General features: G+C 72.5%; 23 protein-coding genes. 6 read left to right on the forward strand and 17 right to left on the reverse strand.

Going from position 1 to position 26594, the window contains the following annotated elements; genetic code table 11:
- Positions 1 to 39 precede the first annotated feature (39 nt).
- The 5 genes from G3A44_RS11685 to G3A44_RS11705 form a co-directional block, all read right to left on the reverse strand.
- Positions 40 to 1125, reverse strand: coding sequence for an ABC transporter ATP-binding protein (locus G3A44_RS11685; protein WP_163457701.1), 1086 nt, complete (start codon positions 1123 to 1125; stop codon positions 40 to 42).
- Between the two features lie 8 nt (positions 1126 to 1133).
- Positions 1134 to 2033: a carbohydrate ABC transporter permease gene (locus G3A44_RS11690; protein ID WP_163457702.1), complete on the reverse strand. Its 900-nt coding sequence runs from the start codon at positions 2031 to 2033 to the stop codon at positions 1134 to 1136.
- A complete protein-coding gene (locus tag G3A44_RS11695; protein WP_163457741.1) occupies positions 2030 to 2962 on the reverse strand; it encodes a carbohydrate ABC transporter permease in 933 nt (310 codons plus the stop codon). The genes G3A44_RS11690 and G3A44_RS11695 overlap by 4 nt, the downstream gene beginning before the upstream one ends.
- A gap of 83 nt (positions 2963 to 3045) precedes the next feature.
- On the reverse strand, positions 3046 to 4401 hold the full coding sequence (locus G3A44_RS11700) for an ABC transporter substrate-binding protein (RefSeq protein ID WP_163457703.1): 1356 nt from the start codon (positions 4399 to 4401) through the stop codon (positions 3046 to 3048).
- Positions 4402 to 4417: 16 nt separating this feature from the next.
- A complete protein-coding gene (locus tag G3A44_RS11705) occupies positions 4418 to 5716 on the reverse strand; it encodes an ABC transporter substrate-binding protein (RefSeq protein ID WP_239061826.1) in 1299 nt (432 codons plus the stop codon).
- Positions 5717 to 6041: 325 nt separating this feature from the next.
- On the opposite strand from G3A44_RS11705, the gene G3A44_RS11710 reads away from it, so the two are divergent.
- Positions 6042 to 7061: a LacI family DNA-binding transcriptional regulator gene (locus G3A44_RS11710; RefSeq protein ID WP_163457704.1), complete on the forward strand. Its 1020-nt coding sequence runs from the start codon at positions 6042 to 6044 to the stop codon at positions 7059 to 7061.
- A gap of 139 nt (positions 7062 to 7200) precedes the next feature.
- Positions 7201 to 8166: a beta-1,6-N-acetylglucosaminyltransferase gene (locus tag G3A44_RS11715; RefSeq protein ID WP_163457705.1), complete on the forward strand. Its 966-nt coding sequence runs from the start codon at positions 7201 to 7203 to the stop codon at positions 8164 to 8166.
- A 23-nt stretch (positions 8167 to 8189) separates the two neighbouring features.
- Here the strand turns inward: G3A44_RS11715 and G3A44_RS11720 are convergent, their stop codons facing one another.
- Positions 8190 to 9104, reverse strand: a complete 915-nt coding sequence (locus tag G3A44_RS11720) for a LysR family transcriptional regulator (protein ID WP_163457706.1) — start codon at positions 9102 to 9104, stop codon at positions 8190 to 8192.
- Between the two features lie 210 nt (positions 9105 to 9314).
- Here G3A44_RS11720 and G3A44_RS11725 point away from each other — a divergent pair, with 210 nt between their 5' ends.
- Together G3A44_RS11725 and G3A44_RS11730 are read left to right on the forward strand one after the other, a co-directional pair.
- Positions 9315 to 10325, forward strand: a complete 1011-nt coding sequence (locus tag G3A44_RS11725; RefSeq protein ID WP_239061827.1) for a Bug family tripartite tricarboxylate transporter substrate binding protein — start codon at positions 9315 to 9317, stop codon at positions 10323 to 10325.
- Positions 10322 to 11674, forward strand: coding sequence for an FAD-dependent oxidoreductase (locus G3A44_RS11730; protein WP_163457707.1), 1353 nt, complete (start codon positions 10322 to 10324; stop codon positions 11672 to 11674). Before G3A44_RS11725 ends, G3A44_RS11730 begins: the two co-directional genes overlap by 4 nt.
- Positions 11675 to 11676: 2 nt before the next feature.
- Here the strand turns inward: G3A44_RS11730 and G3A44_RS11735 are convergent, their stop codons facing one another.
- The 4 genes from G3A44_RS11735 to G3A44_RS11750 all read right to left on the reverse strand — a co-directional run bounded on the left by G3A44_RS11735 (position 11677) and on the right by G3A44_RS11750 (position 15629).
- Complete coding sequence (locus G3A44_RS11735) at positions 11677 to 12933, reverse strand: MFS transporter (RefSeq protein ID WP_163457708.1); 1257 nt, start codon at positions 12931 to 12933, stop codon at positions 11677 to 11679.
- Between the two features lie 3 nt (positions 12934 to 12936).
- The gene (locus G3A44_RS11740) at positions 12937 to 13842 is read right to left on the reverse strand and encodes a sugar phosphate isomerase/epimerase family protein (RefSeq protein WP_163457709.1); all 906 of its coding nucleotides are present in this window, start codon (positions 13840 to 13842) and stop codon (positions 12937 to 12939) included.
- A 7-nt stretch (positions 13843 to 13849) separates the two neighbouring features.
- Positions 13850 to 14254 carry a C-glycoside deglycosidase beta subunit domain-containing protein gene (locus tag G3A44_RS11745; RefSeq protein ID WP_163457710.1) on the reverse strand — a complete coding sequence of 135 codons (405 nt, stop codon included), beginning with the start codon at positions 14252 to 14254 and terminating at the stop codon, positions 13850 to 13852.
- Between the two features lie 325 nt (positions 14255 to 14579).
- A complete protein-coding gene (locus G3A44_RS11750) occupies positions 14580 to 15629 on the reverse strand; it encodes a Rieske 2Fe-2S domain-containing protein (protein ID WP_163457711.1) in 1050 nt (349 codons plus the stop codon).
- 110 nt (positions 15630 to 15739) lie between these two features.
- Here G3A44_RS11750 and G3A44_RS11755 point away from each other — a divergent pair, with 110 nt between their 5' ends.
- Positions 15740 to 16441 (forward strand): TetR/AcrR family transcriptional regulator, encoded by a 702-nt coding sequence (locus G3A44_RS11755; protein WP_163457712.1) that lies wholly within the window; start codon positions 15740 to 15742, stop codon positions 16439 to 16441.
- Positions 16442 to 16473: 32 nt separating this feature from the next.
- Here G3A44_RS11755 and G3A44_RS11760 read toward each other — a convergent pair whose 3' ends face one another.
- The gene (locus G3A44_RS11760) at positions 16474 to 16944 is read right to left on the reverse strand and encodes a pyridoxamine 5'-phosphate oxidase family protein (RefSeq protein WP_163457713.1); all 471 of its coding nucleotides are present in this window, start codon (positions 16942 to 16944) and stop codon (positions 16474 to 16476) included.
- A gap of 296 nt (positions 16945 to 17240) precedes the next feature.
- Between G3A44_RS11760 and G3A44_RS11765 the strand changes: the two genes are divergently transcribed.
- Positions 17241 to 17762, forward strand: a complete 522-nt coding sequence (locus G3A44_RS11765) for a DUF6622 family protein (RefSeq protein ID WP_163457714.1) — start codon at positions 17241 to 17243, stop codon at positions 17760 to 17762.
- A 57-nt stretch (positions 17763 to 17819) separates the two neighbouring features.
- Here the strand turns inward: G3A44_RS11765 and G3A44_RS11770 are convergent, their stop codons facing one another.
- From G3A44_RS11770 to xylA, 6 genes are all read right to left on the reverse strand, one after another.
- Positions 17820 to 19868 (reverse strand): amidohydrolase, encoded by a 2049-nt coding sequence (locus G3A44_RS11770; protein ID WP_239061828.1) that lies wholly within the window; start codon positions 19866 to 19868, stop codon positions 17820 to 17822.
- Positions 19869 to 20028: 160 nt separating this feature from the next.
- Entirely contained in the window at positions 20029 to 21066 is a 1038-nt protein-coding gene (locus G3A44_RS11775; protein ID WP_163457715.1) for a helix-turn-helix transcriptional regulator, read from the reverse strand.
- A gap of 21 nt (positions 21067 to 21087) precedes the next feature.
- Positions 21088 to 22572 carry a xylulokinase gene (gene xylB, locus G3A44_RS11780; RefSeq protein ID WP_203561379.1) on the reverse strand — a complete coding sequence of 495 codons (1485 nt, stop codon included), beginning with the start codon at positions 22570 to 22572 and terminating at the stop codon, positions 21088 to 21090.
- A complete protein-coding gene (locus G3A44_RS11785) occupies positions 22569 to 23648 on the reverse strand; it encodes a Gfo/Idh/MocA family protein (protein WP_163457716.1) in 1080 nt (359 codons plus the stop codon). The genes xylB and G3A44_RS11785 overlap by 4 nt, the downstream gene beginning before the upstream one ends.
- Before the next feature lie 60 nt (positions 23649 to 23708).
- The gene (locus G3A44_RS11790; protein WP_163457717.1) at positions 23709 to 25169 is read right to left on the reverse strand and encodes an MFS transporter; all 1461 of its coding nucleotides are present in this window, start codon (positions 25167 to 25169) and stop codon (positions 23709 to 23711) included.
- Positions 25169 to 26485, reverse strand: coding sequence for a xylose isomerase (xylA, locus tag G3A44_RS11795; protein WP_163457718.1), 1317 nt, complete (start codon positions 26483 to 26485; stop codon positions 25169 to 25171). Before xylA ends, G3A44_RS11790 begins: the two co-directional genes overlap by 1 nt.
- Between the last annotated feature and the right edge of the window lie 109 nt (positions 26486 to 26594).

The raw sequence follows: 26594 nt of genomic DNA on the forward strand, positions 1-26594 counted from the left end.
GTGGGGCTGCGGTGCGTGAAGGGGAAAGACGATGGGGTTTCAGACCTGGCCGATGCGCCGGCCCTGGGCGTTGAACAGCAGCAGGTGGCCGGCGCGGGGCAGCACGCTCAAGGTCTGCCCGGCCACCATGTCCGGCTCCCACTGCGCCACGCGCAGGGCCAGGGGGGCTTCCAAGCCCGGGACTTGGGCATAGAGCAGGGTGGCGTCCCCCAGGCGCTCGACCAGGCTGAGCGTGACCGGCCAGCCGGCAGCGGTGCTCTGCAGGTGCTCGGGGCGGATACCCACGTGGCGGACCTCGCCGGCCGTCACCCCGGCGGGCACGGCGTCCAGTCGCCACTCGCCCAGGCCCTGCACCTGCAGGCGCGGCGCGCCGCCGTCGGTGTGCAGGGTGGCGGGCAGCAGGTTCATGCGCGGCGCCCCCAGGAACTGGGCCACAAAGACGTTGTCGGGCCGCTGGTACAGGTCCATGGGCGCGCCCAGCTGCTGCACCACACCCTGGTTGAACACGGCGATGCGGTCGCCCATGGTCATGGCCTCGGTCTGGTCGTGGGTGACGTAGAGCATGGTGGCCCCCAGCTCGCGGTGCAGGCGGATCAGCTCCAGCCGCATCTGCACCCGCAGGCTGGCGTCCAGGTTGGACAGGGGCTCGTCGAACAGGAAGACCTTGGGCTTGCGCACGATGGCCCGGCCAATGGCCACACGCTGCCGCTGCCCGCCCGAGAGGGCCTTGGGCCGGCGGTCCAGCAGGTGGCTGATCTGCAGGATCTCGGCGGCGCGGCCCACGGCGTCGCGGATCTCGGCCTTGGAGCGGCCGGCGATCTTCAGGCCGAAGCCCATGTTCTCGGCCACGGTCATGTGCGGGTACAGGGCGTAGCTCTGGAAGACCATGGCCACATCGCGGTCCACGGGGGCCAGGTCGTTGGCCCGGCGCCCGCCAATGTGCAGTTCGCCGCCGGTGATGTCTTCCAGCCCGGCAATCATGCGCATGAGGGTGCTCTTGCCGCAGCCCGACGGGCCGACGAAGACCATGAACTCGCCCTCGGCGATGTCCATGCTCACGTCACGGATGACGGGCACGCCGCCGGCGTAGGTCTTGGCGATGTTCTTGAGGGAGATGGCAGCCATGGTGAGGTTCAGCCCTTGATGCCGCTGGAGATCGCACTCTTGACGAACCAGCGCTGGAAGACGATGAAGACCAGCAGGGTGGGCAGGGTGGTCATGACGGCGAACGCCATGACCGGCCCCCACTGCCGGGGAAACTGGCCGAAGAAGGTCTGCATGGCCAGGGGCAGGGTCTCGAAGACCGGCCCGCGCACCACCATCACCGGCCACAGCAGGTCGCCCCAACGGGCCAGGAACTGCAGGATCACCACGGTGGCGATCACCGGCTTGGACAGCGGCAGGACGATGCTCCAGTAGATGCGCAGCGGCCCGGCGCCGTCCATGCGCGCGGCCTCCTCCAGGTCACGCGGCAGGGCGATGAAGAACTGGTAGAACAGGAACACCGAGAAGGCGTGGGCGATGAAGGGAATCACCTGCACCTGGTACGAGTCCAGCCAGCCCACCTGCCCGCCCCACCAGGGCAGCTGGTTGACCAGCAGCAGCAGCGGCACGGCGATGGCCTCAAACGGCACGATGATGAGCGCCACGATGGCCGAGACCAGCAGGCCGCGCCCGGGGAACTGCAGCCGCGCCAGCGCATAGGCCAGGGCGCTGTTGACGAAGACGCCGGCCACCACCGTCAGCCCCACCACCAGGGTGGAGTTGCCCAGGGCGCGCAGGAAGTTGGTCTGCCCCAGCACCTGGGTGAAGTTGTCCCAGCCCACGGTGCCGTGCAGGCGGAAGGCGTCAAAGCCGGCCATGTCGCGCAGCAGCTGGGCCTCGTCGGTCTTGAAAGCCGACACCGCCATGAAGGCCAGGGGAAACAGGAAGAACAGCAGCAGCAGCGCGCCGGTGGCGTACCAGGTGGCCACGCCCAGCCAGCGGGACAGGCGCGCGCGCCGGGCGGCGGCAATATGGGGTGTCGGGTTCATGCGCGCTCCTCCTTGACCAGCACGCGCTGCAGCAGCGAAATGGACAGCACCAGCAGGAAGAACACCACCGACAGCGCCGAGGCGTAACCCACCTTGCCGCTGGTGAAGCCGCTGTGGACCATCAGCATGACCACGGTGCGGAAGGCGTCGATGGGGGCCGAGGTGCCGCTGCTGGCAATGATCTGCACCTGGGTGTAGAGCTGGAAGGCGTAGATGGTGGTGGTGATCACCACGAACAGCGTGGTGTTGCGCAGCATGGGCACGGTGATGTGCAGGAACTGCTGGCGGGCCGAGGCGCCGTCCATGCGCGCGGCCTCGTAGAGGTCACCGGGAATGGCCTGCAGGCCGGCCAGGAACACCAGCATCTGAAAACCCACACCCTGCCAGATGGACAGCACCATCACCGCGTACATCACCAGCGCCGGGTCGCGCAGCCAGTCTTGTGGGCCCACCTGGCCGAAGGTGAGCAGGCCCACCAGGCGGTTGACCACGCCCGCGTCGGGCGCGTAGAGCAGCGACCAGATCACCGCCACCACGGCCATGGTGGTGGCCACCGGCATGAAGAACACGGTGCGCAGCAGCCGGCTGCCGGCCAGCGGCCGGTTGACCAGCACCGCCAGCAGCAGCGCCAGGGCCGACTGCAGCGGCGCCACGATGACCACGAACAGGAAGTTGTTGCCCAGCGCGGCCCAGAAGGCCTCGTCCTCCCACAGGCGCAGGTAGTTGCGCCAGCCCACAAAGTCGGTGCCCAGCGCCTCGTGGCTGATGAGGCGCTGGTTGGTGAAGGACAGGCCGAAGGCCATGAGGAAGGGCACCACCATGAAGGCCAGTAGCAGCAGCAGGCCCGGCCCGGCCAGGACGGCCGCGGCCAGCAGCTCGCCCCGGCGGCGGCCCGCAGCGGTGCTGGCCGCGGTGGAGGAAGGGAACATCGACAAGACAGGGGCTCCAGAAGATTCGGGGCCGTACCGGGTGGGACGGGGGCCGGAGGGGAAAGGCAGGGTGGGATGGCGCCTCAGCGGGCGGGCGTGGCGGCGGCGGCGGTCGTCACCGCCGCCGGCAGCGGCACCGGCTTGGGGGGCGGGGCCTCCAGCAGGGTGTCGATGCGGGCCGCCGCCGCCTGCAGCGTGCGCTCGGCGTCGGCCCCGTCGGCCAGTTGGCGCACCGCCTGGGCAAACTCGGCAGACACCACCGGATAGGCCGGGGTGACGGGCCGCAGGCGCGCCTTGCGGTCCAGGATCTGGTCCACGTACAGGCGCAGCGGACCCTGCGCGCCGTAGGTCTCGGAGGCGAAGATGGCCTCCAGCGTGCCGGGGATGGCGCCATTGATGCGCGTGACCCGCAGCACCTCGGCCGGGCTCATGAGGTGCTCCAGCACCTGGGCCGCCTCCTGCGGATGCGGGCAGCTGGCCGACACCGCCCAGGCCCAGGACCCCGCACCCGTCACCGGCCGGCCCGGCCCCAGGCGCGGCATGGGCAGCAGCACCAGGTCGGCGCCCAGGGCCTTTTGGTACTCGCGGTAGGTCCAGTGGCCCACATAGGACAGGCCGGCGCGGCCCTCGACAAAATCACGCCCGCCCTGCCCGCTCGCGTCCACCCAGCCCTGGCGCACCCAGTGCTGGAAACGCTTGAAGGCCTGGACGCTGGCCGGGCTGTCCAGCGCGCCACGGGCCTGCAGCCGGCCGCCGCGCAGGGCAAGCAGGTCCCCGCCCTGCGCCTGCACCAGCGGCAGGAAGGCGTAGGTGAGCCATTCGCCCACGCCGTAGTCGAACTTCATGTCCAGCGGCTGGCGGGCGCCGGCCTTCTTCAGGGCCGCCAGCACCTGCTCAAACTCCTCGCCGCTCCAGGGCTCCAGGCCCGAAGCCGGGATGCGGGCGCCGATCTTCTGCAGCCAGCCCCGGTGGCCCCACAGGGCCAGGCCCGAGTCGTACTGGCCCAGGGCATAGAGCTTGCCGTCCACCTGCCCCTGGGCCTGCAGGGTGCGCAGCAGGCGGCGCTGGTAGGCCGCACGGTCGAGCAGGTCGTCCAGCGGCCGCAAGGCGCCACGGGCCACCCAGTACGGCAGGTTGGGCCCGTCAAGGTCGAGCAGGCAGGGCAGGGCCCCGCGCTCGGCCGCCGCCGTCAGGGCCGCCTGGTAGCCCCCCTCCTCCTGGCCCACCAGGGTCAGGCGGATATGGGGCCGGGCCTGCTGGAAGGCCCGCACCGAGGCCTCCAGCGCCTCGCGCTCCGGCCCGGGGCCGGAGTGCATCCACACCGTCAACGCCACCGGCGCGGCGGTCTGGGCGGCCTGGCCCGGCAGCGCGGCCCCCAGCCACAGGGCCAGGCACAGCGCCGCCGCGGGGCGCAGGAGCAGGGTGGACAGGCAGGACATGGCGCTGGCGGGGGGGTCAGCGGCTGGGGTAGCCGTTGTTGTCCTCGATGTCCTGGTCGATCTTGCGCACCGCCTTGTCCAGCTCCTTCTTCACATCGCCGCCGTTGACGATGTTGTTGACCGCCTCGGCAAAGGCCGCGCTGATGACCGGGTAGGCCGGTGTCTCCGGGCGCACCCGGGCCACGCCCTGGCTGCTCTGGGCCACATACAGGCTCAGCGGGCCGCCGGCCTTGTAGGCGGGGCTGTCGGCCTGGGCGGCGGCGGTGGCGGGCACGGCGCCGTTGGCGGCGGTGATGCGCAGGATCTCGGCCTTGCCCATCAGGAACTCCAGCGCCTTGGAGGCGGCCTCCGGCGCCGGGCAGCTCTTGGCGATGCCGAAGTTCCACGAGCCCGCGCCGGTCACGGCCTGCGCGCCCAGCTTGGGCATGGGGATCAGCACCAGCTCCTCGCCCAGGGCCTTGCGGTAGTCGTTGTAGGTCCAATGACCCACCCACGACAGGGCCGAGACGCCCTGCACAAAGTCACCGTCGTTCTTGGTGCCCGGGTTGACATAGCCCTTCTTGACCCAGCCCTGCAGCATCGTCATGGCCTCCACCGCCGCCGGGCCGTTGAGGGCACCCTTGGCGCTGCGGTAGGTCTTGCGGTCGATCAGGTCGCCGCCCAGGCTCTGCACGATGGGGGCAAAGCCGTAGCTGATCCACTCGCCAATGCCGTAGTTGAACTTCATGTCCAGCGGCACCTTCACGCCGGCGGCCTTGAGCTTGGCCAGCGCGTCCTCAAACTCGGCGCGGCTCCAGGCGTCGGCCGGGCCCTTGGGAATGCGCACGCCCGCGGCTTGCAGGGTCTTGCGGTTGCCCCAGATGGCCAGGCCCGAATCGAACTGCGCCACCGAGTAGAGCTTGCCGTTGTAGGTGCCCTGGCGGGTCAGCGTGGGCAGCAGGGGCTGGTCCTTGACCAGCTTGGCGATGCCCAGGCCGTCGAGCGGGCGGATCTTGCCCGACCAGGCGTAGTTGTAGAGGTTGGGGCCGTCAAAGTCGAGGATGCAGGGCAGCTTGCCGGCCAGCGCGGCCGCACTCACCTGGTCGTTGTAGCTGCCCTCGGGCAAGGCCACCAGGTTCACCTTCACGTCCTTCTGCGCGTCGTTGAAGGCCTTGATGGAGGCCACGTACACGTCGCGCTCCGGGCCGGGGCCGGCGTGCACCCACATGCTCACCTCGGTGGCGGCCTGCGCGGCCCCCATCGTGCCCACCACGGCGGCGGCCACCGCCGCCACGGCGGTCCACCGCCCTGCGTTCACACCCAGCATCTTGGCCATGTCTCGTCTCTACCTTTCGTGTCGGTGGTGGCGGCGCATCCGGCTGGACGCGGGCCGCCTGCTGACCCGGGCCGCCACGGTCCGGGCCTGCGCCCTTGCCGGCCCTGTGCCGGCTGCGCCGGCATCGGCCGGCCTTCAGCGTCCTGGAGCGCGGGGGCCGCAAGCGGCCCACCGTGCAGTGGAATCTTCAGGCAAAGCCAGCTCCAAAGCGCTTTGGATATTGTGATCCAAAGCGCTTTGGGGTGGGCCTGGGTTTTCCCCAGGCACCTTCTGTGGCCCCCGCCTTGACGGCCAAGGGCCCGGGCGGGGTACGCTCGCGCTCCTCATGGATCTCAAGCAGTTGTCTCAAGTGCTGGGCTTGTCCCAGACCACCATCAGCCGGGCGCTCAACGGCTACGCCGACGTGAGCGAGCGCACCCGCGAGCGCGTCATGGCCGCCGCGCGCGAGCATGGCTACCGCCCCAACGGCGCCGCGCGGCGCCTGGCGGTGGGCCGCTCCGAGGCCATGGGCATCGTCTACCCCACCGGCTCGGGCGACCTGGGCGACCCACGGTTTCTGGCCATGGTCGGCGGCCTGACCGATCGCTGCGCGGCGCGCAACATCGACGTGCTCATCGCCTCCTCCCCGCCCGAGGGCGAACTGGCCACCTACGAACGGCTGCTGCGCAACGGGCGGGTGGACGGCTACATCGTCCCCCATACCCGGCGCAGCGACCCGCGCATCGACTACCTGCGCACCCGGCGCGTGCCCTTCGTGGCCTATGGCCGCTGCGACGACTGCCAGGACATCGCCTGGTTCGACTTTGACAACGAGGCTGGCATGGCCCTGGCCGTGGCCCAGCTGCTGCGCGCCGGCCACCAGGACATCGCCCTGGTGCACGCCCCCACCAGCCTGAACTTTGCCCACCAGCGCCTGCTGGGCTACCAGCGCGGCCTGCAGGCCGCGGGCCTGCCACCGCAGCCGCAGCGGGTGGTGCCGGCGGAATTCACCCGCGTGGGCGGCTACCAGGCCGCGCAGACGCTGATGCAGTCGGCCCGGCCACCCACGGCCATCGTGGCCGACAACCATGTGCTGGGCGTGGGCCTGGTGCGCGGCCTGCTGGACCTGGGCCTGCGCCTGCCCGAGGACGTGTCGGTGATCGTCTACGACGGCATACCGGCCGACTCCCCCCTGCACAGCCTGGGCGTCAACGCCATCGAGCAGCCCGACGCCGCCAGCGCCGGCCACTGCCTGGCCGACCTGCTGCAGGGCCTGACCGAGGGCCGGCCGGTGGACGCCCTGCAGGTGCTGTGGCAGCCGGTGTACGCCCCCGGCCGCACCGTGGGCCCGCCGCGCGGGGCCTGAGCCGCCCGGCCCCGGGCGACCTACACGGTCCTGTCACACGGGCCACGCAAGATCGGTGGCGTTCGGGCGGCTTGCAGGCCGCTCCCCTTTGCACCCCGTGCAACGCCCACCGGGCCGCCTTCCGCCGGCGGCAACACCCATGCGACTCGCGCTGCTGACCCTCTCGGCCTTCGCCCAGGACCACCTGGCCCTGGTGTTCCAGCACTGGCAGCGGCAGGCCAGCTTCTACGTCCACGTGGACGCCAAGGTGCCCGTCTCCCCCGCGCTGGCCGACATCCAGAGCCCGCACTGGCGGCTGATGGCCCACCGCCACCGGGTCCACTGGGGCGCCTGGTCCATGGTCGCCGCCGCCCTGGACATGCTGGAGGCCGCCTATGCCGACGGCCACGACTACTTCGCCCTGATCTCCGACGACAGCGCACCGCTGCATGCTGAGCCGGTGCTGCGCCAGCGCCTGGCCCGCCACGGCGACCTGATGGCCGGCGCGCCAGTGGACCCGCAGTCGCACCTGGCCAACCGCTTCCAGTACCGCTATTTCCTGGACGTGGGGCCGCTGAACCCGCGTTTTGCCGAGCGCCCGCCCATGTACCGCTGGGGCTTCACCCCCGAGGAGGTGGAGCAGCTGCGTGCCGCCCTGGCCCAGCCCCAGCCCACGGCGCCCTACGGCACCTTCCACAAGGGCAAGGCCTGGTGGGGCCTGACCCGCGAAAGCGCGGGCGCGCTGCTGGCCGTGGTGCGCGAGCGGCCCGAAACGCTGCGTTTCTTCAGCGGCTGCGCCAACCCCGACGAATCCTTCTTCCAGACCCTGTACTTCCAAGAGCTGGGCCGCCCGTCGCGCAACCTGTTCATGTTCGACGACTTCAGCGACCCCAAGCAGCGCCCGCGGGTCTTCAACGCGCCCACCGACCCGCTGATCGACACCCGCTTCTGCTTTGCCCGCAAGGTGCGCCCCGGTCCTGAGGCGCTGGAAGCCCTGGGCCTGCACTACCGCCGCCTGGAACAGGCGGGCGCGCCCGGGCCCCTGCCGGCCGCGGCCCTCTGGCACCCCGGCGCGGGCGCCGCGCCGTTGCCCGCGCTGCCCATGGCGGGCCCCGCCACGCACTGAACCGCCCGGCAGCCCGGGCCAGGTCAGGCCTGACCCGGCCGCACCGACGCGCCATCGGCCTGCAGCGCCTGGCGCACCCCCTCCAGCAGCGCCTGCGCCGGTGCTGACGGCGGCTGCGCCACGTGGCGCAAGGCAAAAACCGGGTGGCGCGGGCTCTCGCGCAGGGGCCGCCACACCAGCACTCCAGGCGGCTGGGCTTGGGCGGTGAACCGGTCCACCACGGCCACGCCGGCCCCACTGGCCACCAGGGCGCAGGCCACCTGGCCCGAGCGCACCTCCAGCGCCGGCACCGGCCCACCGGCCGCCGCAGTGGGCGCCAGCGCCGCCAACAGCTGGCCCTGCGGCGTGTCGGCCGCAAAACCCACCAGCGCCTCGCCCGCCAAGTCCGCCAAGCCCACCGCCTCGCGGCCCGCCAGCCGGTGGTCCGGCGGGCACACCAGCCCCAGCGTCCAGTGGCCCAGGCGTTCGGCCTGCAGCAGGGGATGGGCCACCGGCAAAGTGCTGATGGCCAGGTCTGCCTCCTGCCGCACCAGCTGGGCACTCATCTCGCGCAGCAGCTGCGCCTGCAGCACCACCCGCAGGCCAGGGTGCCCGCGCACCAGGCGGGCCACCGCCTGCGGCACCACCTGCAGCGCCATGCTGGGGCTGCACAACAAGCGCAGCGTCAGCCCGGCCCCCGTGCGCAGGGCCTGGGCCCGCTCGTCAATGCGCTGCACACCGCGGTAGACCTGCTCGACCTCCTCATGCAGGGCCAGGGCCTCGGGCGTGGGCCGCAGCCGGCCCCGGCCCCGCTCAAACAGGCGCAAGCCCAGCTGCAGCTCAATGTGGGCCAGCATGCGGCTGATGCCCGGCTGCGAGACATGCAGCAGCCGCGCCGCCTGGGTGACCGAGCCGGTGCTCATCACCGCCCGAAAAACTTCAATCTGACGCAAGTTCATAACACCGTGTTATGCCATACGCAGGTCTTGGTATTGGTCAGGCATGGCCTGTGCCGCCACCATGGCCAGCCAGTGGCACGGGCCCACCGGGACGCCGCCCAGACGGCGTCAGGCGGCCTTACCCAGCCTCACGCAGCCTCACGCGGACCCACGCCACCCGCCGCCGGCACCAGCCGGAAGACCGGTCCTTACGCCAATCGGAGACACCCCATGACCACCTCCCTGCCCCGCCGCCAGGCGTTGGGCCGCCTGATGGGCCTCAGCGGCCTGGCCGCGCTGGGCCCCTCCGCCCTGCTGAGCCCCACCGGCGCCCTGGCCAGCGAGCCCTGGCCCACCCGGCCGCTGCGCCTGATCGTGCCCTTCGCCCCCGGCGGCGCGGCCGACAGTTCGGCCCGCGCGCTGGCCGACCCGTTCGCCACGGCCCTGGGCCAAGCGGTGGTGGTGGAGAACCGGCCTGGCGCCGGCAGCGCCGTGGGCGTCAAGCTCGCGGCCCAGGCCCGCGACGGCCACACCCTGCTCATGGGCAGCAACAGCATGGTCATCAACCCCTCACTGCAGCCCGCCATAGGGTACGAGGTGGCACGCGACTTTGAGCCGGTGGGCATGGTGTCGGTACAACCGTTGGTGCTGGTGGTGCCCGCCGGCTCGGGCCCGCGCTCAGTCAAGGACCTGGTGGCGCAGGCCAAGGCCCGGCCGGGCACCCTCACCGCCGGCAACAGCGGCCCGGGCACCCTGGCGCACCTCACCTCGGAGCTGTTTGCCGCGGAGATGGGCATCGACCTGATCCCCGTGCCCTACAAGGGCGAAAGCGCCCTGCTGCCCGACCTGCTGGGCGGCCTGGTGAACCTGGGCTTCCTCAACCTGCCCAGCGTGCTGCCCCACCTCAAGGCCGGCAAGCTGGTGGCCCTGGCCGTGTCGGCCCCGCAGCCGTTGGCCGAACTGCCCGGCGTGCCCACCCTGCGCAGCCAGGGTTTGCCCACGCTGGAGGTGCAGGGCTGGGCCGCCCTGCTGGCCCCGCGCGGCACCGTGCCCACCGAGGCGCTCACGCGTCTGGAAGGTCTGCTGGCCCAGGCCTTGGCCAGCGAGCCGGTTCGCGCGCGCTTTGCCGCCATCGGCGTGGCGCCCCACCCGCTGGGCCGGGCGCCCACCGCCGCCTTCTTGCAGCAGGAGGAGCGGCGCTATGCCGCCATCATCCGCAGCCGCGGGATCCGCCTGGAATGAGCGCCGCCCTGCCTGAGACCGCGGGCCCCCACGCCGCGCCCGCGCGCCACCTGGACGTGCTGGTATGCGGCGGCGGCGTGGCCGGCACCGTGGCGGCCGTGGCCGCCGCGCGCGGCGGTGCCCGTGTGGCCCTGCTGGAACGCTACGGCTTTCTGGGTGGCAACGCCACCGCCGGTGCCGTGGCCCAGTTCAACAGCTGGCAGACCGCCGCGGGCCGCACGGTGGTGGCCGGCCTGGCGCAGGAGGTGGTAGACCGCCTGCGCATCCTGGGCGGCGCCGGGGCGCATCAGCGCTTCCAAATGTCCACGGGCCACTGGATGGACCGGGTGGAATACGCGCCCGAGCTGCTCAAGCTGGTGCTGGACGAGATGGTGCTGGAAGCCGGCGTGACCCCCCTGCTACACACCAACTTGCTGGCGGTGCACACCGCGCCCCTGCCCGGGGCGCCTGCGGCCCGCGCCGTGACCGGCGTGGAGACGCTGGGCCGCGGCGGGCGCAGCCACTGGTGCCCGCGGGTGCTGATCGACGCCAGCGGCGACATGGAAGCCGCCCGCCTGGCCGGCGCCCCCCTGCTGGACCTGGGTCAGGGCGAGACCCTGCAGCCCGCCACCATGATGTTCCGCTTTGGCCCGGTGGACTTTGCCACCCTGGACGCCGTGCCCGCCGCCGCGCTGCAGGCCCTGGCCCGGCAGGGCCACGCCCAAGGCTGGCTGGCGCGCGCCGCGCTGCATGCTGCACGCGAGCCCGGTAGCGACGACGCCTGGTTCAACATCAGCCGCCTGGCGGTGGACGCCACCGACCCCGCCGCCCTGGGCCAGGCCGAGATGGAGGGCCGGCGCCAGGCCTGGCGGGCCGCCCGCTTTCTGCGCGAGCAGGTGCCGGGCTGCAGCCAGGGCCAGCTGCGTGCCTTTGGCACCCAGGTGGGCGTACGCGAAACGCGCCGGGTGCAAGGCGACTGGGTCCTGAGCGCCGAGGACCTGCTGCGCCCGACCGCGTTTGCCGACGCGGTGGCCGCCGGCGCCTACCCCATCGACATCCACCCCGCACAAGGCGGCGAGCTGGACTACCGCGGCCTGGGCGAGCACCACGCGTACCAGATCCCCTGGCGCAGCCTGTGCGCCCAGGGCCCGGTGAACCTGCTGGTGGCCGGGCGGGGCCTGTCGGCCACCCACCAGGCCCTGGCCGCCGTGCGGGTGATGACCATTGCCATGGCCCTGGGCCAGGCCGCCGGCACCGGTGCGGCCCTGGCGGTGGCCACCACCCCGGGCACCGTCCCTGCCCCGGTGCGCGCCGTGGCGGTCAGCGCCCTGCAGGCCCGCTTGCGGGCCGAGGGCGCCTGCCTGGCGTGAACTCAGCGCAGCGCCGGGGTGGGGGCCGCCTTGGCCCGCCACCCCACCGCCGCCAGGGCCACGGCCACGCCCAGGCTGCACGCCCCCAGCCAGGCGACGGCCGGCAGCAGGCCGCCGGTGGCCGCTTGCAAGGCTTGCAGCATCAGCGGGCTGAGGAAGCTGCCGGCAAAGAAGCAACTGCTCCACAGGCCCATGCCGCGGCCGCGGTGCGCCAGCGGAAAGCGGCCCAGGGCCCAGGCGATGAGTGCCGGGATGGCCACGCCGTTGCCGAACTGGGCCACCAGCGCCGCCGCCAAGGCGCTGGCCAGCGCCGGCGCGCCGCCCAGACCCAGAAAGCCCAGGCCGTAGCAGCCCAGCACCAGCGCCAGGTGCAGCGGCAAGCGGCCCACCGGCAGGCGGGTGAAGACCCAGCCACCGGCCAGCACCCCCACGCTGGAGAGCATGACGTAGAAGCCGATGCGCTCGGGCGAGGTCAGGCCATGTTCGGCCAGCAGGCGCCCCAGCTGCACCGCCTGCACAAAGTAGAGCGCCGAGACGGCCAGGGTGACGCCAGCCACCCGCAGCGCCACCGGCCAGGGCCACCCAGCGTCCGGAGCAGCGGCTGAGGCGGCGGTGGGCGCTGCCGTGGCCCCCACGGTGGCGGCGTCGCCAGCTGCCTGCGACGCGTGGGGCCGGGCCGGCTCCGGCAGGCACCAGAAGGCCGCCGCCAACACCGGTACGCCCAGCAGGTACAGCAGGAACGGCGCCTGCCAGTGCAGGCTGCCCAGCGCCCCGCCAACCACCACCAGCCCAGCGGCCAGCACGGGGCTGAGGATGCTTTGCCACCCCAGCCAGCGCTGGCGCGCCGGCCCCTCGAAGTAGTCCCCCAGCAGGGCGTTCTGGCTGGTGAAGATGCCCGCCTCGGCCAGGCCGACGGCCAGGCGGGTCCAGAGCACGGCGTGCAGCGATTCCATGAACACCGGCAGCACCCCGATGGCCGTGAACAGCACCAGGGACAGCAGCAGCACCGGGCGGCGCCCCCAGCGGTCCACCAACTGCCCGGCCAGCGGCGAGAGCAGCGCCACGCACAGCGACGGCAGCGTGAGGATCATGGGCACCAGCCAAGGCGCATGCGGGGTCTGGCCGAAGTGGGCGAAGAGCTGCGGCAGGTTGGGCACCAGGGACACGATGGCCATGGTGGGCAGCGCCACCACGGCGATCAAGGTGAGGGCCTGTGCGAGCCCGGGGGCTGCAGCCACGGCTTGGCGGGGGGCGTACACGCCTCAGCCCTCCACCGCATCCAGGCGGCGCTCGATCTGGCGCAGCAGCGCATGCTGGCGGCGCACCTGCTCCAGCGACCGCCAGGGCGCGCGGTCGCCCTCGTACTCGCTGGAGAGGTAGCCGCCGTAGCCGGCCTGCTTGAGCACCGGCAGCACCCGCTCCCAGGGGATGTGGGCGTCCTGCAGGCGCTCGTCGATGTGGTGGAACTTGGCCTGGATGAACACCACATGCGGCGCCAGGGCCAGAAAGTCCTGCGGATCGACGGCGATGCCGTTGAGGAAGTCGCGCCGCATCTCGGGGGTCTCGCCCGGCCAGTGCGGAAGCGGCCGGTCCTGGAAGATGCCCGTGTCCACCAGCAGACCGAAGTGGCGCGAGCCGGTGCGCTCGATGAAGCGCACATAGGCCTCCACCACCGGGTGGCGCAGCGGCGTGGGGGCATGGATCTCAGGGCAGATGACGATGCGGCGGCGCTCGGCCAGGTCCAGGCAGCGCTCGATGGCCTCTTCCCAGATGGGGTCGGGCACCAGGTCAAAGCTCACCACGCCGATCTTGGGGCGCACATAGGCAAAGCCCAGGCGCGCGGCCAGCTCGATGTCGCGCGACAGGTCGGCGGCGGCCTCGCGGGCGGTCATGGGCCGGGACAGGTGCAGCCGGGTGTCGATCCAGGCGCCGAAGTTGGTGGGCTCCAGGCGGTGGCGCTCCAGCAGGCGGAACCAGTGGTCGATCCAGGCGGTGTCGGGCTCGGGGTAGCCCGGCACATGGGCCTCGCCCAGCAGCTCAATGCCGGTGGCCCCCAGGTCGGCCACGGCGGCCAGCGCCTCCTCCAGGCCCATGACCGTGCCCAGGTCGTCGGTGAAGCTGTAGAGCGACACGCCGTAGCGGAAGGGTTTGCGTGTGGACGGTGTCATGGTCACCTCAGGGCAGGACGATGGTGGCCCAACGGGTTTCGACCACCACGCCGGGTTGGAACTCGATGGGGATGTAAGACTGGCGGATGCGCACCCCCACGGTGACTTCGTGCACCCCCGCCGCCAGCCCGCCGGGCCGGTCCACCTGGATGCAGGCGGGCTGGTCCAGCGGCCAGCGCAGGTCGCTGGCCTCGCGCAGCGCGGCCAGGTCCAGGCGGCGGCCCTGGAGCACGTAGTGGTTGAGGGTGTGGTCAAAGCGTTCACCGTCGACGGTGACGTCCACGCCATCCACCAGGCTGGCGCGCAGCCCCCGGTAGGACGGCAGGCGCAGCAGCAGCTCAAAGCCGGTGCGGGCGCCCTGCGGGCCGGTGTTGGCAAAGCCCCGTGACTGCACGAGGAAGCGTTCAAGCATGAGAACTCCAGAAAGAGGAGGAACAGCGCGGTGGCCTACAGGTCCACCACCAGCCGGGAGGACAGGGCGCGCGAGCAGCAGGGCGTGAACTGCCGCCCGGCTGGCCAGCCCTGCCTCGCCGCAGCCGCCCGGGTGGCCGCCAGCAGACCCGCCGGCCAGCAGCAGGCGCGGCGGCGGGGCGGCGCCCTGCCCTTCGCCCGGGTCGGGCCGCAGGGCGAACAGGTTGCGCGGTGCCCCCAGCTGCAGCACCTCGCCGCCCAGCAGCGCGCCACCCGCACCGGCCGCAGGCCCGTGGCGGGCGCGGCCGGCGGCATCACCGGCGTGTTCATGCCGCGCGGCCCCCCTGCTCGGCCGCGATCAGCTGGTCCAACAGGCGGCGGGCGCGCACGGCGGCGGCGTCGCTGGCCAGCAGCACCGGGTGGTGGTCCCAGAAGGGGGTGTCGCCCAGCGCACGCTGCTGCAACTCCAGCATGGGCAGGTCTTCGGTCTCAAAGGGCACGCGCAGCGCGGCGGTCTGCTGGCGGGCCAGGGCGGCGCCTTGCTCGCCCATGGCCTTGGGGAAGGCGATGCCGAACCAGTAGTGCGTGGTGGTGGCCGTCTCCGGGGTGAACAGGTGCGGCAGGAAGTTCTGCCGGCCCTCGCTGCGGGGGCGGCCGGTGGGCGTGGCGCCGGCATCCAGCAGCATGCTGGCGGGCGCGTCCCAGCGCACGTCGATCCAGCGGTCCACCCGCAGGCCCGGCGGCAGGCCCATGGCCTGGTAGAGGAAATCGGGCATCACCTCGTTCTCGGTCTGGCGCATCGACCAGACGGTCTGTCCCTCCTGCCGCAACTCGGTGTGGGCATGCTTGACGGCATCACTGCCCAGCGTGCCAGGGTGCAGGAACTCGATGTGTGAGAGGTCCAGGATGTTGTCCGTCTCCAGCACATAGTTGGCCCGGGCGTGCAGGTAGCCCTTGCCCACGTGCCAATGCGCGGGGTCCAGGGCCGAGAAGTCCGGAATGCGCGCGGCCTCGGCCAGGGCCGGGTCGCCCATCCAGATCCACAGGATGCTGTGGCGCTCCACCAACGGCCAGGACCGCACCCGCGCCGCCGCTGGCACCTTGCCATTGCCGTGCGGGTTGTGGGTGCAGGCGCCCGAGCCGTCAAAACGCAGGCCGTGGTAGGCGCACTGGATGGCCTGACCGTCGTCACACACCCGGCCGGCCGACAGCGGCACAAAGCGGTGCGGACAGCGGTCATCCAGCGCATGAGCCACGCCTTGCGCATCACGGAAGAAGACCAGCTTCTGGTCCAGCAGGGTGCGCGCCAGCAGGGCGCCGGGCTTCACCTCCTCGTCCCAAGCGGCCATGGTCCAGGCGTTCTTGAGGTAGCTCACGGGGTCTCCTTGTGGTGGGTAGAAAATGTGAACAGTGTTCACTTTAGAACCTGACGCCACCCACCACCCAGCGGGTAAACCCCCGGGCGCCCTGCACTGAGAATGCCGCCATGCCCCGCACGCGCGCCCCCCAAACCCCCGACGGCCCTGCCGACAACCTGACCGCCCCGGCGACCGAGCTCGCCCGCCAGACCCACCCCGCCACGGCGGACGCCCCGCGCCCCTACCACCACGGCCAGCTGCGCACGGCCGCGCTGGAGGCCGCCCGCCAGGTGGTGCGCCACCAAGGCCACGGCGCCGTGGCCATGCGGGAGCTGGCCCAGGGTCTGGGCGTGGCGCCCAGCGCCCTGTACCGCCACTTTGCGCACCGCACGGCCTTGCTGCTGAACCTGGCCGATGCGGTGCACGCCGAGCTCCTGGCCCAGTTGCAAGCCCTGGTGCAGGCCGAGGCCGACCCGCAGCGCGCCCTGCGCCACGCCGCGCACCAGTTCCTGGCGTTTGCGCAGGCCGAGCCCGGCCTCTTGCGCATGGTCTATGACGACGGTCTGATGAACGCCCCCGACGCCCAGGCCGCCCTGCCCGCCCTGCAGGCCACCCACGCCCTGCTGCTGGAGCTGACCCTGCGCGCCTGGCCGCAGCTGGGCCCGGCCGGCGCGCGGCTGCGCCTCATCGCCTACTGGTCCACGCTGTTCGGCTACGCCATGGTGCGCAGCCAGCACCTGCTGCAGCCCTATATGCACGCCGGCTTGGCCGACGCCGACATGGCGGCCGCCGTGGTGGCCGCCGCCATGGGTGAGACGGCGGTGGACTGAACGGGCCCGCCCACCTGCCACCAAGTGAGGGGCTAATCCGGTCGGGGAATGGCGTTGTACTGCGCCCGGGCGGCGTCGTATTGGCCGGCCTCGGTGGTCTGGTCGGGGTAGAGGCGGTAGCTGGGGGCCACGATGGGCTCCACGGTGTGGGGGTGCACCACGATCAGGGAGCGCAAGGCAAAGCGCTCGCCCGCCATGGCCTGCAGGGGGGCGGCCCAGCGCGCAAAGTCAGGGTCGTCCGCCGTGAGGACTTGCGCCCGGCCCTTGATCTTGCAGCCCTTCTGCACAAATACGTCGATGAAGCTCAGGCCCACCTGGGGGTGATGGCGGATATTGCGGACGGACTCCGGCGAGGCGATGTTGGCGATCACCACCCGCGCGCCGCCTTCCACCACGGCAAAGATCTCCTTGGGGCTGACGCTGGGCCCCCCTTCCGCGTCCACCGTGGCCAGCCAGCACAGGACAGAGCGGTGGGCGTAGGCGAGCAGTTCGGGATGGGTCATGGCCGGGGGGTGATGGGGCATGGGAAGCTGGTGAGGCGGGGGGAGCCGGCGGTGCAGTGGCGGTCGCGATGCATGTTGCCAAAGGTCGGGCAACGCCGTCGTTGGTGCCATCGTTGGTGCCGTCGCTGGTGCCATCGTTGACGCCACGCTTGGCTTCACTTCGCGCCGCCGTTCGCGCCGTGTTCTACCCCATTCACGCCCGCTACCGCCATTCCATCGCGACGGGCTGGCCAGGCCAGGGGCTGGAGCGGACAGTCAGGTCCATCGACACCGCTTTTGACCTCAAGGAGATTCTGATGACCCCCGCTTCTCACCTGCCCCTGTGGGTTCCCGTGCTGCTGGCTGTGCTGCTGGTGGTGGGTTGGCAGCAGTCGCAGCCGCGCCAGGTCAAGCCCAAGGCGCTGGTGGTGGTGGCGGCGGTGATGGCCGGGCTGTCGCTGCGCAGTGTGATGACGGTCTTGGGCGTTGAGCCGCTGGTGCTGGCCCTGTGGCTGGGCGGCTATGGCCTGGCGGTGGCGGCCGGGGCGCGCTACTTTGGCGCCCAGGGCTGGGTGGCGCGTGGTGAGGGCTCGGCGCTGCGGGTGCATGTGCCGGGCAGCTGGGTGCCCATGGGCCTGATCGTGGCGATCTTTGCAGCCAACACCGGCTTGAACGTGGCCCGCGCCCTGCACCTGCCGCTGCTGCAGGACGCTCTGGCCGCCGGGGTGGTGGCGGCGGTGGTGGGCGTGCTCAGCGGTGGCTTCGGGGCCCGGGCACTGGCGGTGCTGCGCTGCGCCCAGGCGGGCCGGCAAGAGCCGGGTCTGCCGGCGGCCGCCTGAGCGGCGCAGGGCCGGCGCAGACTGAAGCACAAGCCTGGGCCCCGGGCCCCAGGCTCATCAGTGGTTGTGCCCGTCACCATGCACCTGGCCGGGCCGGTGCACCACCGCATGCCCGGTGGAGGCGCGCAGGTCCACCCGGCGGCCGTGCTGCAGGAAGACCGTGGGCTGGGGCGCCGCGGTGGCGGCCAGGGCGTGGCGCCGCGTCGGCAGGCCGTCGGACAGGGGCTGCAGGGCCGCGGCCGAGGCCGGTGCCAGCGCGGTGAAGGGTGCCAGGGCGTGCACCGCCTGCCCGCCCACCACGGTCAGCAGCACCTGGTTGCGCGCCAGCTCCTCCTCGGGCACTTGCATGAAGTTCTTGTCAAGGACGATGAAGTCGGCGAACTTGCCCACGGCGATGCTGCCCACCTGCCGTTCCATGCGCAGCTGGTGGGCGGCGTTCAGGGTGATGGCGCGCAGCACGGCGGCACGGCTCAGGCCGGGGGCGTTGTTGATGGGGCCGGCAAAGTCGGGGCCAAAACCGTTGGGGCTTTCAGGGTCGCCCGCGCGGGTGACACCGATCTTCAGCGCCAGGAGCTGGTCGAAGGGGTCGATGGGCCAGTCGCTGCCAAAGGCCACGCGGGCGCCGGCCTGGTGCAGGTGGCCCGAGGGCTCCATGCGCGCAAAGCGGGTGGGGCCCAGGTGGTGCTCGGTCTCCCCCACCGAGTAGGGCGCGCGCTGGGCCCACTGGAAGGAGAAGGTGGCCGTCACGTCCAGCGCCCCGAAACGGGCGTCGTCGGCCGGGTCCACGGTCTCGTTGTGGGCGATGGCCGGGCGCCAGTCCACGCCGGGCAAGGCAGTGCGCACCTGGGCCACGCCGTCCAGGGCAGTGCGCACCGCACGGTCACCGGTGGCATGCATGTGCACATCCAGGCTGGCTTGAGCGGCTTGTCGGAGCACCGGGTTGAGCACCTCGGCCGGGAAGTACAGGTTGCCCAGGTTCTCGCCGGCCACCCAGTGCGGGGCCTCGGCCGTGCCGACGTTGGTGAAGTACGGCGTCAGCAGTGCGCCGGTATCGGCCGGGGCGTTGACCACCCCATCGACAAACAGCTTGGCGTGCCGGAAGCGCACGGTGGGCCGCACCTGCGGCGTGCCCTGGTCAAAGCGGGTGGCCAGGGCCTGCACCTCGGCCACGGCGGCGGCGGGGTCGGCCGCCGCCTCGTCAGGGCTGATCTGCACCGCGAAGAAGGCGCGGGCCGTCAGCTCACCGGCCTTCTGCAGGGTGGTGAACACCACGCCATGGTCGGCGCCGGAGGCTGCATCCATGAAGGTGGTAACGCCCTGGGTGCGCAGCGCCAACAGCGCGGCACGGCCCTGGGCCAGCTTGTCGGTGTCGCTGTCGGGCGGGATGAAGGCGGCCACCTGCCAGCTGGCGGCGTCTTCACAGATGCCGTTGGGTTCACCCGCGCTGTTGTGGGCAAAGGCGCCGCCCGCCGGGTCCGGCGTGTCGCGGGTGATGCCGGCCAGGGCCAGCGCCCGGCTGTTGACCAGGGCGGTGTGGAAGTCTGACGAGCGCACCAGGATAGGCCGCCGCGTGGTCAGCGCATCCAGCACGGTCTTGTCGGGGTCGGCGTCCACGGCCTGGGTGCCCTGGCGCGACCAGTTCACCACCTCCAGCCAGGCGTCGGGCTCTTTGCTGGCACTGCCGTCCAGGCAGGCCTGGATGGCGACCTGCATCTGCGCCCGGGTGAGCGAGGCGTATTTCAGGTCGCACAGCAGCAGCGCGCGGCCGCCGGCCAGGCTGTGCAGGTGGGCGTCCACAAAGCCGGGCATGAGCATGCGCCCGCCCAGGTCCATGACCCGGGTGCCACGGCCCACATGGGCCTCGGCGCCAGCGTCGGTGCCCACGTAGACGATGCGTCCGTCCTTCACGGCCACGGCCTGCTGCACGCTGTCGGTGGCGTCCACGGTGTAGACGTAACCGTTGCGCAGCACCAGGTCGGCATCCTCAGGGCCGCCGCTGCAGGCGCCCAGCACCGCCAGCACCGCCAAGGCCACGCCCGCCCCCAGCCCGCCCGCCGCCCAGCGTCCGGCGCGCCGTGGGGGTCTGGCCATGGTGTTCTTGTTCATCGTCCTTCTCCGTCTCTGCACCTGCCCTCTGCAGGCCCAGCCAGCGTAAAGAAGGGTGAAGCCGCGCCGCCCCCTGCAGATGCAGAGGGACAGGGTTGGCCCGAGCCCATGAAGGTGCCGGCCAAGGTGCCGGTAAGGGCGTGCGCCGAAGTCGCCCAGGTCAGCGATGGCTCAAGCCCAGGGCCTGGGCCAGCTCCACCTTGTGGCGCACGCCCAGGCTGCTGTAGACGGTGCGCAGGTAGGTGCGCACCGTGGCCGGGCTCAGGCCCAGCTGGCGGGCGATGGCCTTGTAGGTGACGCCGCTGGCATAGAGCAGCGCGGCCTCGCGCTCGCGGGGCGAAAGGTCCTGACCGGGCCCGCCGGGCCGGCCCAGGTGCAGGGCCAGCAGCTCGCCGCAGGCCGAGACGGCCAGGCTCTGGCGCCCCAGCCGTAAGGCACTGCCACCGCCCGTCAGCCGCGCCAGCAGCGCCGCCGGCAGCTGGGTGCCGCGCCAGCCCGGATGGGCCTGCTGCAGGGCGCGGGCCAGGTCGGCGCCCAGGTAGAGCAGGCGGCCATCGGGCTGGCACAGGGCCATCTGCCGGGCATCGCCCACCAGGCTCTGGCGCAGGGTGTCCTGCACCACGTCGCTCCAGTGCTGGCGCAGGTGCTGCAGGTACAGGCCAAAGAGCAGTGCCTCGTCGTCGCTGAAGGCGGGCTGGCCGGCCGGGCGGTACAGCGAGACGAAAAACATCAGGCCACTGACCGGCAGCTCCAGCGTGACCGCCATGGCGTGGTGCAGGCCGTGCCGGCGCACAAAGGCGGCCACCGCCGGCGGGTCGTCGGCATCACCGCTGTCCCGGCAAACCTGGCCCAGGCGCGCCATGGAGCCCTGGCCAAAGCTGTCCACGCTGCTGAGCGCGTTCCACTCGTCGGCAAAGCTGGGGGGCAGGCCCAGGCTGCCGTGCTGCCAGTTGTGCGCGGGCTGTGGGCCCACAGCGCCACTGTTCTCGCCCCACCAGGCGCTGGTGAAGGGCAGCAGGCCGTGAAACTCCTGCAGCGCCACCTGCAGCCACTGCGCCGGCTGGCCATGGCGGGCCAGTTCATGCAGACGCAGCAGGCAGGCGCTGAAGGCGGGCAGCAGGTCGGCGCGGGCCACCGGCTGCCCGGGTGGGCCGGTGCGGCTGGGCGAACGGGACGCGTGACGGCTGCCAGGGCTCATGCCCCGGCACCTTACACGGCTTCAGCCCAGGGCGCGCAGCGGCGCCCAGGCCGCCTGAAAGCGCGCCCGCCGCGCCAGCAGCGGCGCGCGCGCGGCCGCCGGGCGGGGCTCGAACACCTGCTCGATGGCGGGCGGGGCCATCACCGCGGCCTCGGCGTGGCCCAGGCTGCACAGCGCCAGGCGGGCCGCGCCCAGGGCCGGCCCCACTTCGGCGGCCAGCGGGCGCTGCAGCGGCAGGTCCAGCACGTCGGCCAGCACCTGCAGCCAGCGCCCAGACCGGGCGCCGCCGCCGGTGGCCAGCAGGGCCTCGGGGCGGGCGCCAGCCTCACGCAGTGCGTCCAGGCCGTCGGCCAGGGCAAAGGCCACGCCTTCCAGCACCGCCTGGGTCATGTCAGCGCGGCCATGGCTGGCGCGCAAGCCCAGGAAGGCACCGCTGGCCGCCGGGTCGGCATGGGGCGTGCGCTCGCCGCTGAGGTAGGGCAGGCACAGCGGCAGCTCGGCCGCCGGGTCCAGGGCGGCGGCATCCAACTCGGCCAGCAGGGCGGCCACGGGCTGGCCACACACCTCCGCCCACCAGGCCAGCACGCTGGCGGCGTTGAGGTGCACCGCCATCTGGTGCCAGGTGTGCGGCCGGGCGTGGCAGAAGGCATGCACGCCGCGCGCCGGGTGCGGCTGGGGCTGCGCGGTGGGCAAGAAGATCACGCCCGAGGTGCCCAGCGACACCAGGCCCTGCCCGGGATGCAGCACCCCCAGGCCCAAGGCGGCGGCGGCGTTGTCGCCCGCGCCTGCGGCCACATGGACCGCCGGTGACAGGCCCCAGGCCCGTGCCCACTGCGGCAGCAAATGGCCGACGACCTGGGCGCTTTCATGCAGTACGGGCATGTGGCGCCGCTGCAAGCCGGTGGCCTTGAGCTGTTCATCCGACCAGTCGCGCCTGGCCAGGTCCAGCCACAGGGTGCCCGCCGCATCGCTGGGCTCGCTGCTGGCCACGCCGGTGAGCTGCAGCACCAGCCAGTCTTTGGGCAGCAGCACCCGGTCCAGGCGCTCGAACACAGCAGGTTCGTGCGCTGCCACCCACAGCAGCTTGGGGGCGGTGAAGCCGGCCATGGCCACGTTGCCGGTGTCCTCGCGGCTGTTCGGGGCGCGCACTTCCAGCTCTGCGCACTGGGCCTGGGCGCGGCCGTCGTTCCAGAGGATGGCCGGGCGCAACGTCTGGTCCTGCGCGTCCAACAGCACGGCGCCGTGCATCTGGCCGGCCACCGCCAAGGCGCGCACCCGGGCCCAGGCGGCCGGCGCCAGCTGCGCGCGCAGGGCGTTCACCGCGGCGTCGGTCGCGGCCCACCAGTCGGCCGGGTCTTGCTCACTCCACAGGGGGGCCGGGCGCGAGACGGTCAGTGCCGCATGCGCTTGGGCCAACAGCGTGCCGTCGGCCTGCAGGGCCACCGCCTTCACGCCTGAGGTGCCCAGGTCCAGGCCCAGGGTCACGTCGTCGGTGCGGGCGCTCATGGCCGGGCTCCGGGGGGGCTGGCCTCTGCGCCGGGGGCGGAGCCGGCGCCCAAGCCGGCGCTGGCACCCGCATCACGCTCGACGGCCATCAGCGCCTGCACGCGTTGCATCAGGTCCAGCACGGCCGCAGTGGCCGCCACCGGGTGCTGCGGGTGCTCGGTCTGCCCGGCGCGGATGGCCTGGTGGGCGGCACGGAACATGGGCGCGTAGCCGGCCCCCTCGCGCGGGAAGTCCAGCTGCTGCACCTGGGGCGGGGCGGGCGGCCGGCCCGTGGAGACCTTCAGGCCGCCGGGCGAGAACAGCGGCTCCTGGAAGTCGATGGCGCCGCCGTCTCCGCCCAGCCAGCCGCGCGGCGGCATCCAGCCGATGATGGAGGTGGCCAGCTGGGCCATGGCGCCGCCGGCGTAGCGCAGGGTGATGGCCTCGGCCAGGTCCACGCCGTCCGGGCGCATCTGGCCGGTGACGCGCACCTCCTCGGGTTCGCCCAAGAACATTTGCGCCAGGGTCAGCAGGTACACGCCCATGTCGTACAGGGCGCCGCCGCCCAGCGCCGGGTCCCAGAAACGCGCCGGGCCGTTGGCGGGCACGGGGTAGCCCAGACCCGCCTGCAAAAAGCGCGGCTGGCCGATGACCCCCTCACGGACCAACTCGACCGCACGCTGCATGGCCGGGCTGAACTTCATCCACATGGCCTCCATGACCAGCACGCCGTGCTCGGCCGCCAGGCGGCCCAGGGTGCGGGCCTCGTCGGCGGTCATGGTCAGGGGCTTTTCGCACAGCACATGCTTGCCGGCCACCAGGGCCTGGCGCGCCAGCGCAAAGTGGGTGGCATGCGGGGTGCCGATGTAGACGGCGTCCACCTCGGGGCTGGCGCACAGCGCGGTGTAGTCGTCAAAGGCCAGGGGCAGGCCGTGCTCGGCCGCAAAGGCGTCGGCCCGCTCGCGCGAGCGCGAGCAAATGGCCACCAGCCGGGCCTCGGGGCACAGGCGCAAATCGCCCACGGTGCGGCGGGCGATGCCACCGCTGCCCACGATGGCCCAGCGAATCGGGCGGACGGCTGAAGAAGAAACGGACATGGTTGGAGGTCCTTTGGAGTAGGAACGCAAGGGCCTGGCCGCTGGGCCAGGCCCCCGAGGTCAATGCGCCGCCGGCGCTTCGCCCCCCGACACCGGTGCCGGTGCCGGGCTGAGGGCCGGCATGCGCCAGGCCAGCACCAGGCTCACCCCCAGCAGGCCGGCCAGGCCGGGCAAGGCCAGCAGCAGGCTGTGCGGGCCCAGGGCCGGCGCGCCGCCGTGGGGCAGCAGCGCCGCCACCAGGGCGATGGCCGCCACGGCGGCAAACTGCCGCCCGGCATTGACCGCGCCCGAAGCACCACCGGCCTGGGCCCGCGGCACCGACTGCAGCGTGACAGCCGTCAGCGGCGGGCCGATGAAGCCCACGCCCAGGCCCAGCAGCGCCTGGGAGAGCCACCCGGGCAGGCCCTGCACCGCCGCCACGGGCGCGCCCAGCATGCCGGCCGCCACGGCGGCCATCAGCCCCACCCCCAGGGTCTGCAGCAGCAGGCCCCAGAAGATGCAGCGCGCGCCCAGGCGGGCAAAGGCCAGCCGGCCCAGCCAGCTCACGCTGGCCATCACGCCCAGGGCGATGGGCAGGCACAGCAGAGCCATCTGCGTGGCCGACAGGCCGGCCCCCATCTGCCAGGCCAGGGTGAGCACGAACAGGTGCGCCGGCACCACCCCCGTGCACAGCAGCGACAGGCCCAGGCCCAGGCGGTAGCCCCGGTCCTGCAGCAGCGCGGGCTGCACGATGGGCTGCCCGCCCCGGGCGGCCAGGCGCTGGCAGTGCCGCCACAGCGCCCAGGTCCAGCCCGGCGCGCTGGCCAGCAGGGCCAGCAGCGGCAGCGACCAGCCCTGCTCCGGCCCCTGCACCAGCGGCACGGCCCAGGCGCAGGCGGCCAGCAGGCACCAGCCGGTGCCGGCCAGGTCCAGCGAGGTGCCGGGCTGGGGCGGGTCGGGCGGCAAGAGGCGCAGCGCGCCCACCATGGCCAGCCCCCCCACCGGCAGGTTGATGAGGAAGACCACCCGCCAGCCCAGGCCCAGCGGGTCGGCGTCCAGCAGCAGGCCGCCCACCACCGGCCCCAGGGCGGCCGACACCCCGCCCAGCAGGCCGAACAGGGTGAAGGCGCGCATGCGCTCATGCGGGGCATAGAGCGCCTGCATGAGGGTGAGCACCTGCGGCACCATCAGCGCGGCGCAGGCCCCCTGGGCCAGCCGCGCCGCCACCAGGGCCGGGGCCGTGGGCGCCAGCCCGCAGGCCAGCGAAGCCAGGGTGAAGCTGCCCACGCCCCACAGGAACATGGTGCGGTGGCCGTACAGGTCACCCAGGCGCCCGCCCACGATGAGCAACACCGCAAAGGCCAGGGCGTAGCCGGCCACCGTCCACGCCACCTGGGCCGGCCCGGCGGCCAGGGCCTGGCCCATGGCCGGCAGGGCCACGTTGACGATGGTGACGTCCAGCAGGTCCATCACGAAAGCGATGAGCACCACCGTGAAGGCCAGCGTGCGCCGGCGGCCGTCGATCATCGGGTGGCCGGCCATCAGACGAAGCGGTTGAGCAGATTCTCCAGCCGCTCCTGGCGGCCGGAGCGGGGCTGCGGGGCCACGCCCTGGGCGTGCACCCGCTCGGCCAGGGCGTCCAGGCTGGCGCCGGCCTCAATGGCAAGGCCCAGCTCGCCCTGCCAGCCGGCGTAGCGCTCCGCACGCGGCTGCTCCAGCGCGCCGGACTCGTACAGCTCAGCGGCGCACAAGAAGGCGCGGGCCAGGGTGTCCAGCCCGCCGATGTGGCCTTCGAGCTGGTCGATGGGGTCGAGGCTCTGGCGGCGCACCTTGGCGTCGAAGTTCATGCCGCCCTGCCCCAGCCCCCCGGCGCGGATGATCTCCAGCATGGCCGGCACCAGCTGCACATGGTTGTGGGGGAACTGGTCGGTGTCCCAGCCCAGTTGCTCGTCGCCCCGGTTGGCGTCAATCGAGCCCAGCAGGCCCAGCGCGGCGGCGGTGGCCACCTCGTGCTCAAAACTGTGGCCGGCCAGCGTGGCGTGGTTGACCTCCAGGTTGACCTTGACCTCGTTCTCCAGGCCATAGCGCTTCAAAAAGCCGTAGACCGTGGCGGTGTCGTAGTCGTACTGGTGCTTGGTGGGCTCTTGCGGCTTGGGCTCGATCAGGATCGTGCCGGTGAAGCCGATCTTGTGCTTGTGCGCCACCACGGCGGCCAGGAAGCGGCCGTACTGGTCCAGCTCGCGCTTCAAGTCGGTGTTGAGCAGGGTCTCGTAACCTTCGCGGCCGCCCCACAGCACATAGTTGGCGCCGCCCAGGCGGTGCGTCCATTCCAGCGCATGCTTGACCTGCGCGGCGGCATGGGCGTAAACGGCGGGGTCGGGGTTGGTGGCTGCGCCGCTCATGTAGCGCGGGTGGCTGAACAGGTTGGCCGTGCCCCAGAGCAGTTGGATGCCGCTGTCTTGCATCTTGCGGGCGGCGCGCTCCAGCACGGCGTCCAGCAGGGCGTTGGACTCGCGCAGCGTGGCGCCCTCGGGGGCCACGTCGCGGTCATGGAAGCACCAGAACGGCAGGCCCAGGCGGGTGAAGAAGTCAAAGGCGTTGTCCAGCTTGAGCTGGGCCGCGGCCAGCGGCGCGCCCTGGAACCAGGGGCGCTGGAACAGCGGATCGCCCAGGGCAAAGGGGTCTTGCCCGCCCCAGCAGAAGGTGTGCCAGTAGCAAACAGCCGGGCGCAGGTGTTCAGCCAGGGTCTTGCCCAGCACCACGCGCTGGGCGTCGTACCAGCGGAAGGCCAGGGGGTTGTGGGAGTCGGGGCCTTCGTAGCGGACGAAGGGCAGGTCGGCATAGACGTGGGCGGTCATGGCAGGTCCATCAGGAACAAAGGGGCGAGCACAGGCCTGCCGCGCCCGGCAAGGGCGCAACGGCAGGGCTCAGGCCACCAGGATGAGAGAGGGAGAACCCCCTAGGCGG

It is taken from the genome of Ideonella livida (assembly GCF_010499455.1).
Lineage (GTDB): Bacteria > Pseudomonadota > Gammaproteobacteria > Burkholderiales > Burkholderiaceae_C > Ideonella > Ideonella livida.

Coding starts and splice junctions, on each gene's coding strand:
- G3A44_RS11725 (WP_239061827.1), top strand. CDS start 9,315: ATGACCACCTCCCTGCCCCGCCGCCAGGCGTTGGGCCGCCTGATGGGC.
- G3A44_RS11770 (WP_239061828.1), bottom strand. CDS start 19,868: ATGAACAAGAACACCATGGCCAGACCCCCACGGCGCGCCGGACGCTGG.
- G3A44_RS11715 (WP_163457705.1), top strand. CDS start 7,201: ATGCGACTCGCGCTGCTGACCCTCTCGGCCTTCGCCCAGGACCACCTG.
- G3A44_RS11790 (WP_163457717.1), bottom strand. CDS start 25,169: ATGGCCGGCCACCCGATGATCGACGGCCGCCGGCGCACGCTGGCCTTC.
- G3A44_RS11785 (WP_163457716.1), bottom strand. CDS start 23,648: ATGTCCGTTTCTTCTTCAGCCGTCCGCCCGATTCGCTGGGCCATCGTG.
- G3A44_RS11730 (WP_163457707.1), top strand. CDS start 10,322: ATGAGCGCCGCCCTGCCTGAGACCGCGGGCCCCCACGCCGCGCCCGCG.
- G3A44_RS11740 (WP_163457709.1), bottom strand. CDS start 13,842: ATGACACCGTCCACACGCAAACCCTTCCGCTACGGCGTGTCGCTCTAC.
- G3A44_RS11775 (WP_163457715.1), bottom strand. CDS start 21,066: ATGAGCCCTGGCAGCCGTCACGCGTCCCGTTCGCCCAGCCGCACCGGC.
- xylA (WP_163457718.1), bottom strand. CDS start 26,485: ATGACCGCCCACGTCTATGCCGACCTGCCCTTCGTCCGCTACGAAGGC.
- G3A44_RS11755 (WP_163457712.1), top strand. CDS start 15,740: ATGCCCCGCACGCGCGCCCCCCAAACCCCCGACGGCCCTGCCGACAAC.
- G3A44_RS11720 (WP_163457706.1), bottom strand. CDS start 9,104: ATGAACTTGCGTCAGATTGAAGTTTTTCGGGCGGTGATGAGCACCGGC.
- G3A44_RS11705 (WP_239061826.1), bottom strand. CDS start 5,716: ATGGCCAAGATGCTGGGTGTGAACGCAGGGCGGTGGACCGCCGTGGCG.
- G3A44_RS11745 (WP_163457710.1), bottom strand. CDS start 14,254: ATGCTTGAACGCTTCCTCGTGCAGTCACGGGGCTTTGCCAACACCGGC.
- xylB (WP_203561379.1), bottom strand. CDS start 22,572: ATGAGCGCCCGCACCGACGACGTGACCCTGGGCCTGGACCTGGGCACC.
- G3A44_RS11760 (WP_163457713.1), bottom strand. CDS start 16,944: ATGACCCATCCCGAACTGCTCGCCTACGCCCACCGCTCTGTCCTGTGC.
- G3A44_RS11690 (WP_163457702.1), bottom strand. CDS start 2,033: ATGAACCCGACACCCCATATTGCCGCCGCCCGGCGCGCGCGCCTGTCC.
- G3A44_RS11765 (WP_163457714.1), top strand. CDS start 17,241: ATGACCCCCGCTTCTCACCTGCCCCTGTGGGTTCCCGTGCTGCTGGCT.
- G3A44_RS11710 (WP_163457704.1), top strand. CDS start 6,042: ATGGATCTCAAGCAGTTGTCTCAAGTGCTGGGCTTGTCCCAGACCACC.
- G3A44_RS11685 (WP_163457701.1), bottom strand. CDS start 1,125: ATGGCTGCCATCTCCCTCAAGAACATCGCCAAGACCTACGCCGGCGGC.
- G3A44_RS11700 (WP_163457703.1), bottom strand. CDS start 4,401: ATGTCCTGCCTGTCCACCCTGCTCCTGCGCCCCGCGGCGGCGCTGTGC.
- G3A44_RS11695 (WP_163457741.1), bottom strand. CDS start 2,962: ATGTTCCCTTCCTCCACCGCGGCCAGCACCGCTGCGGGCCGCCGCCGG.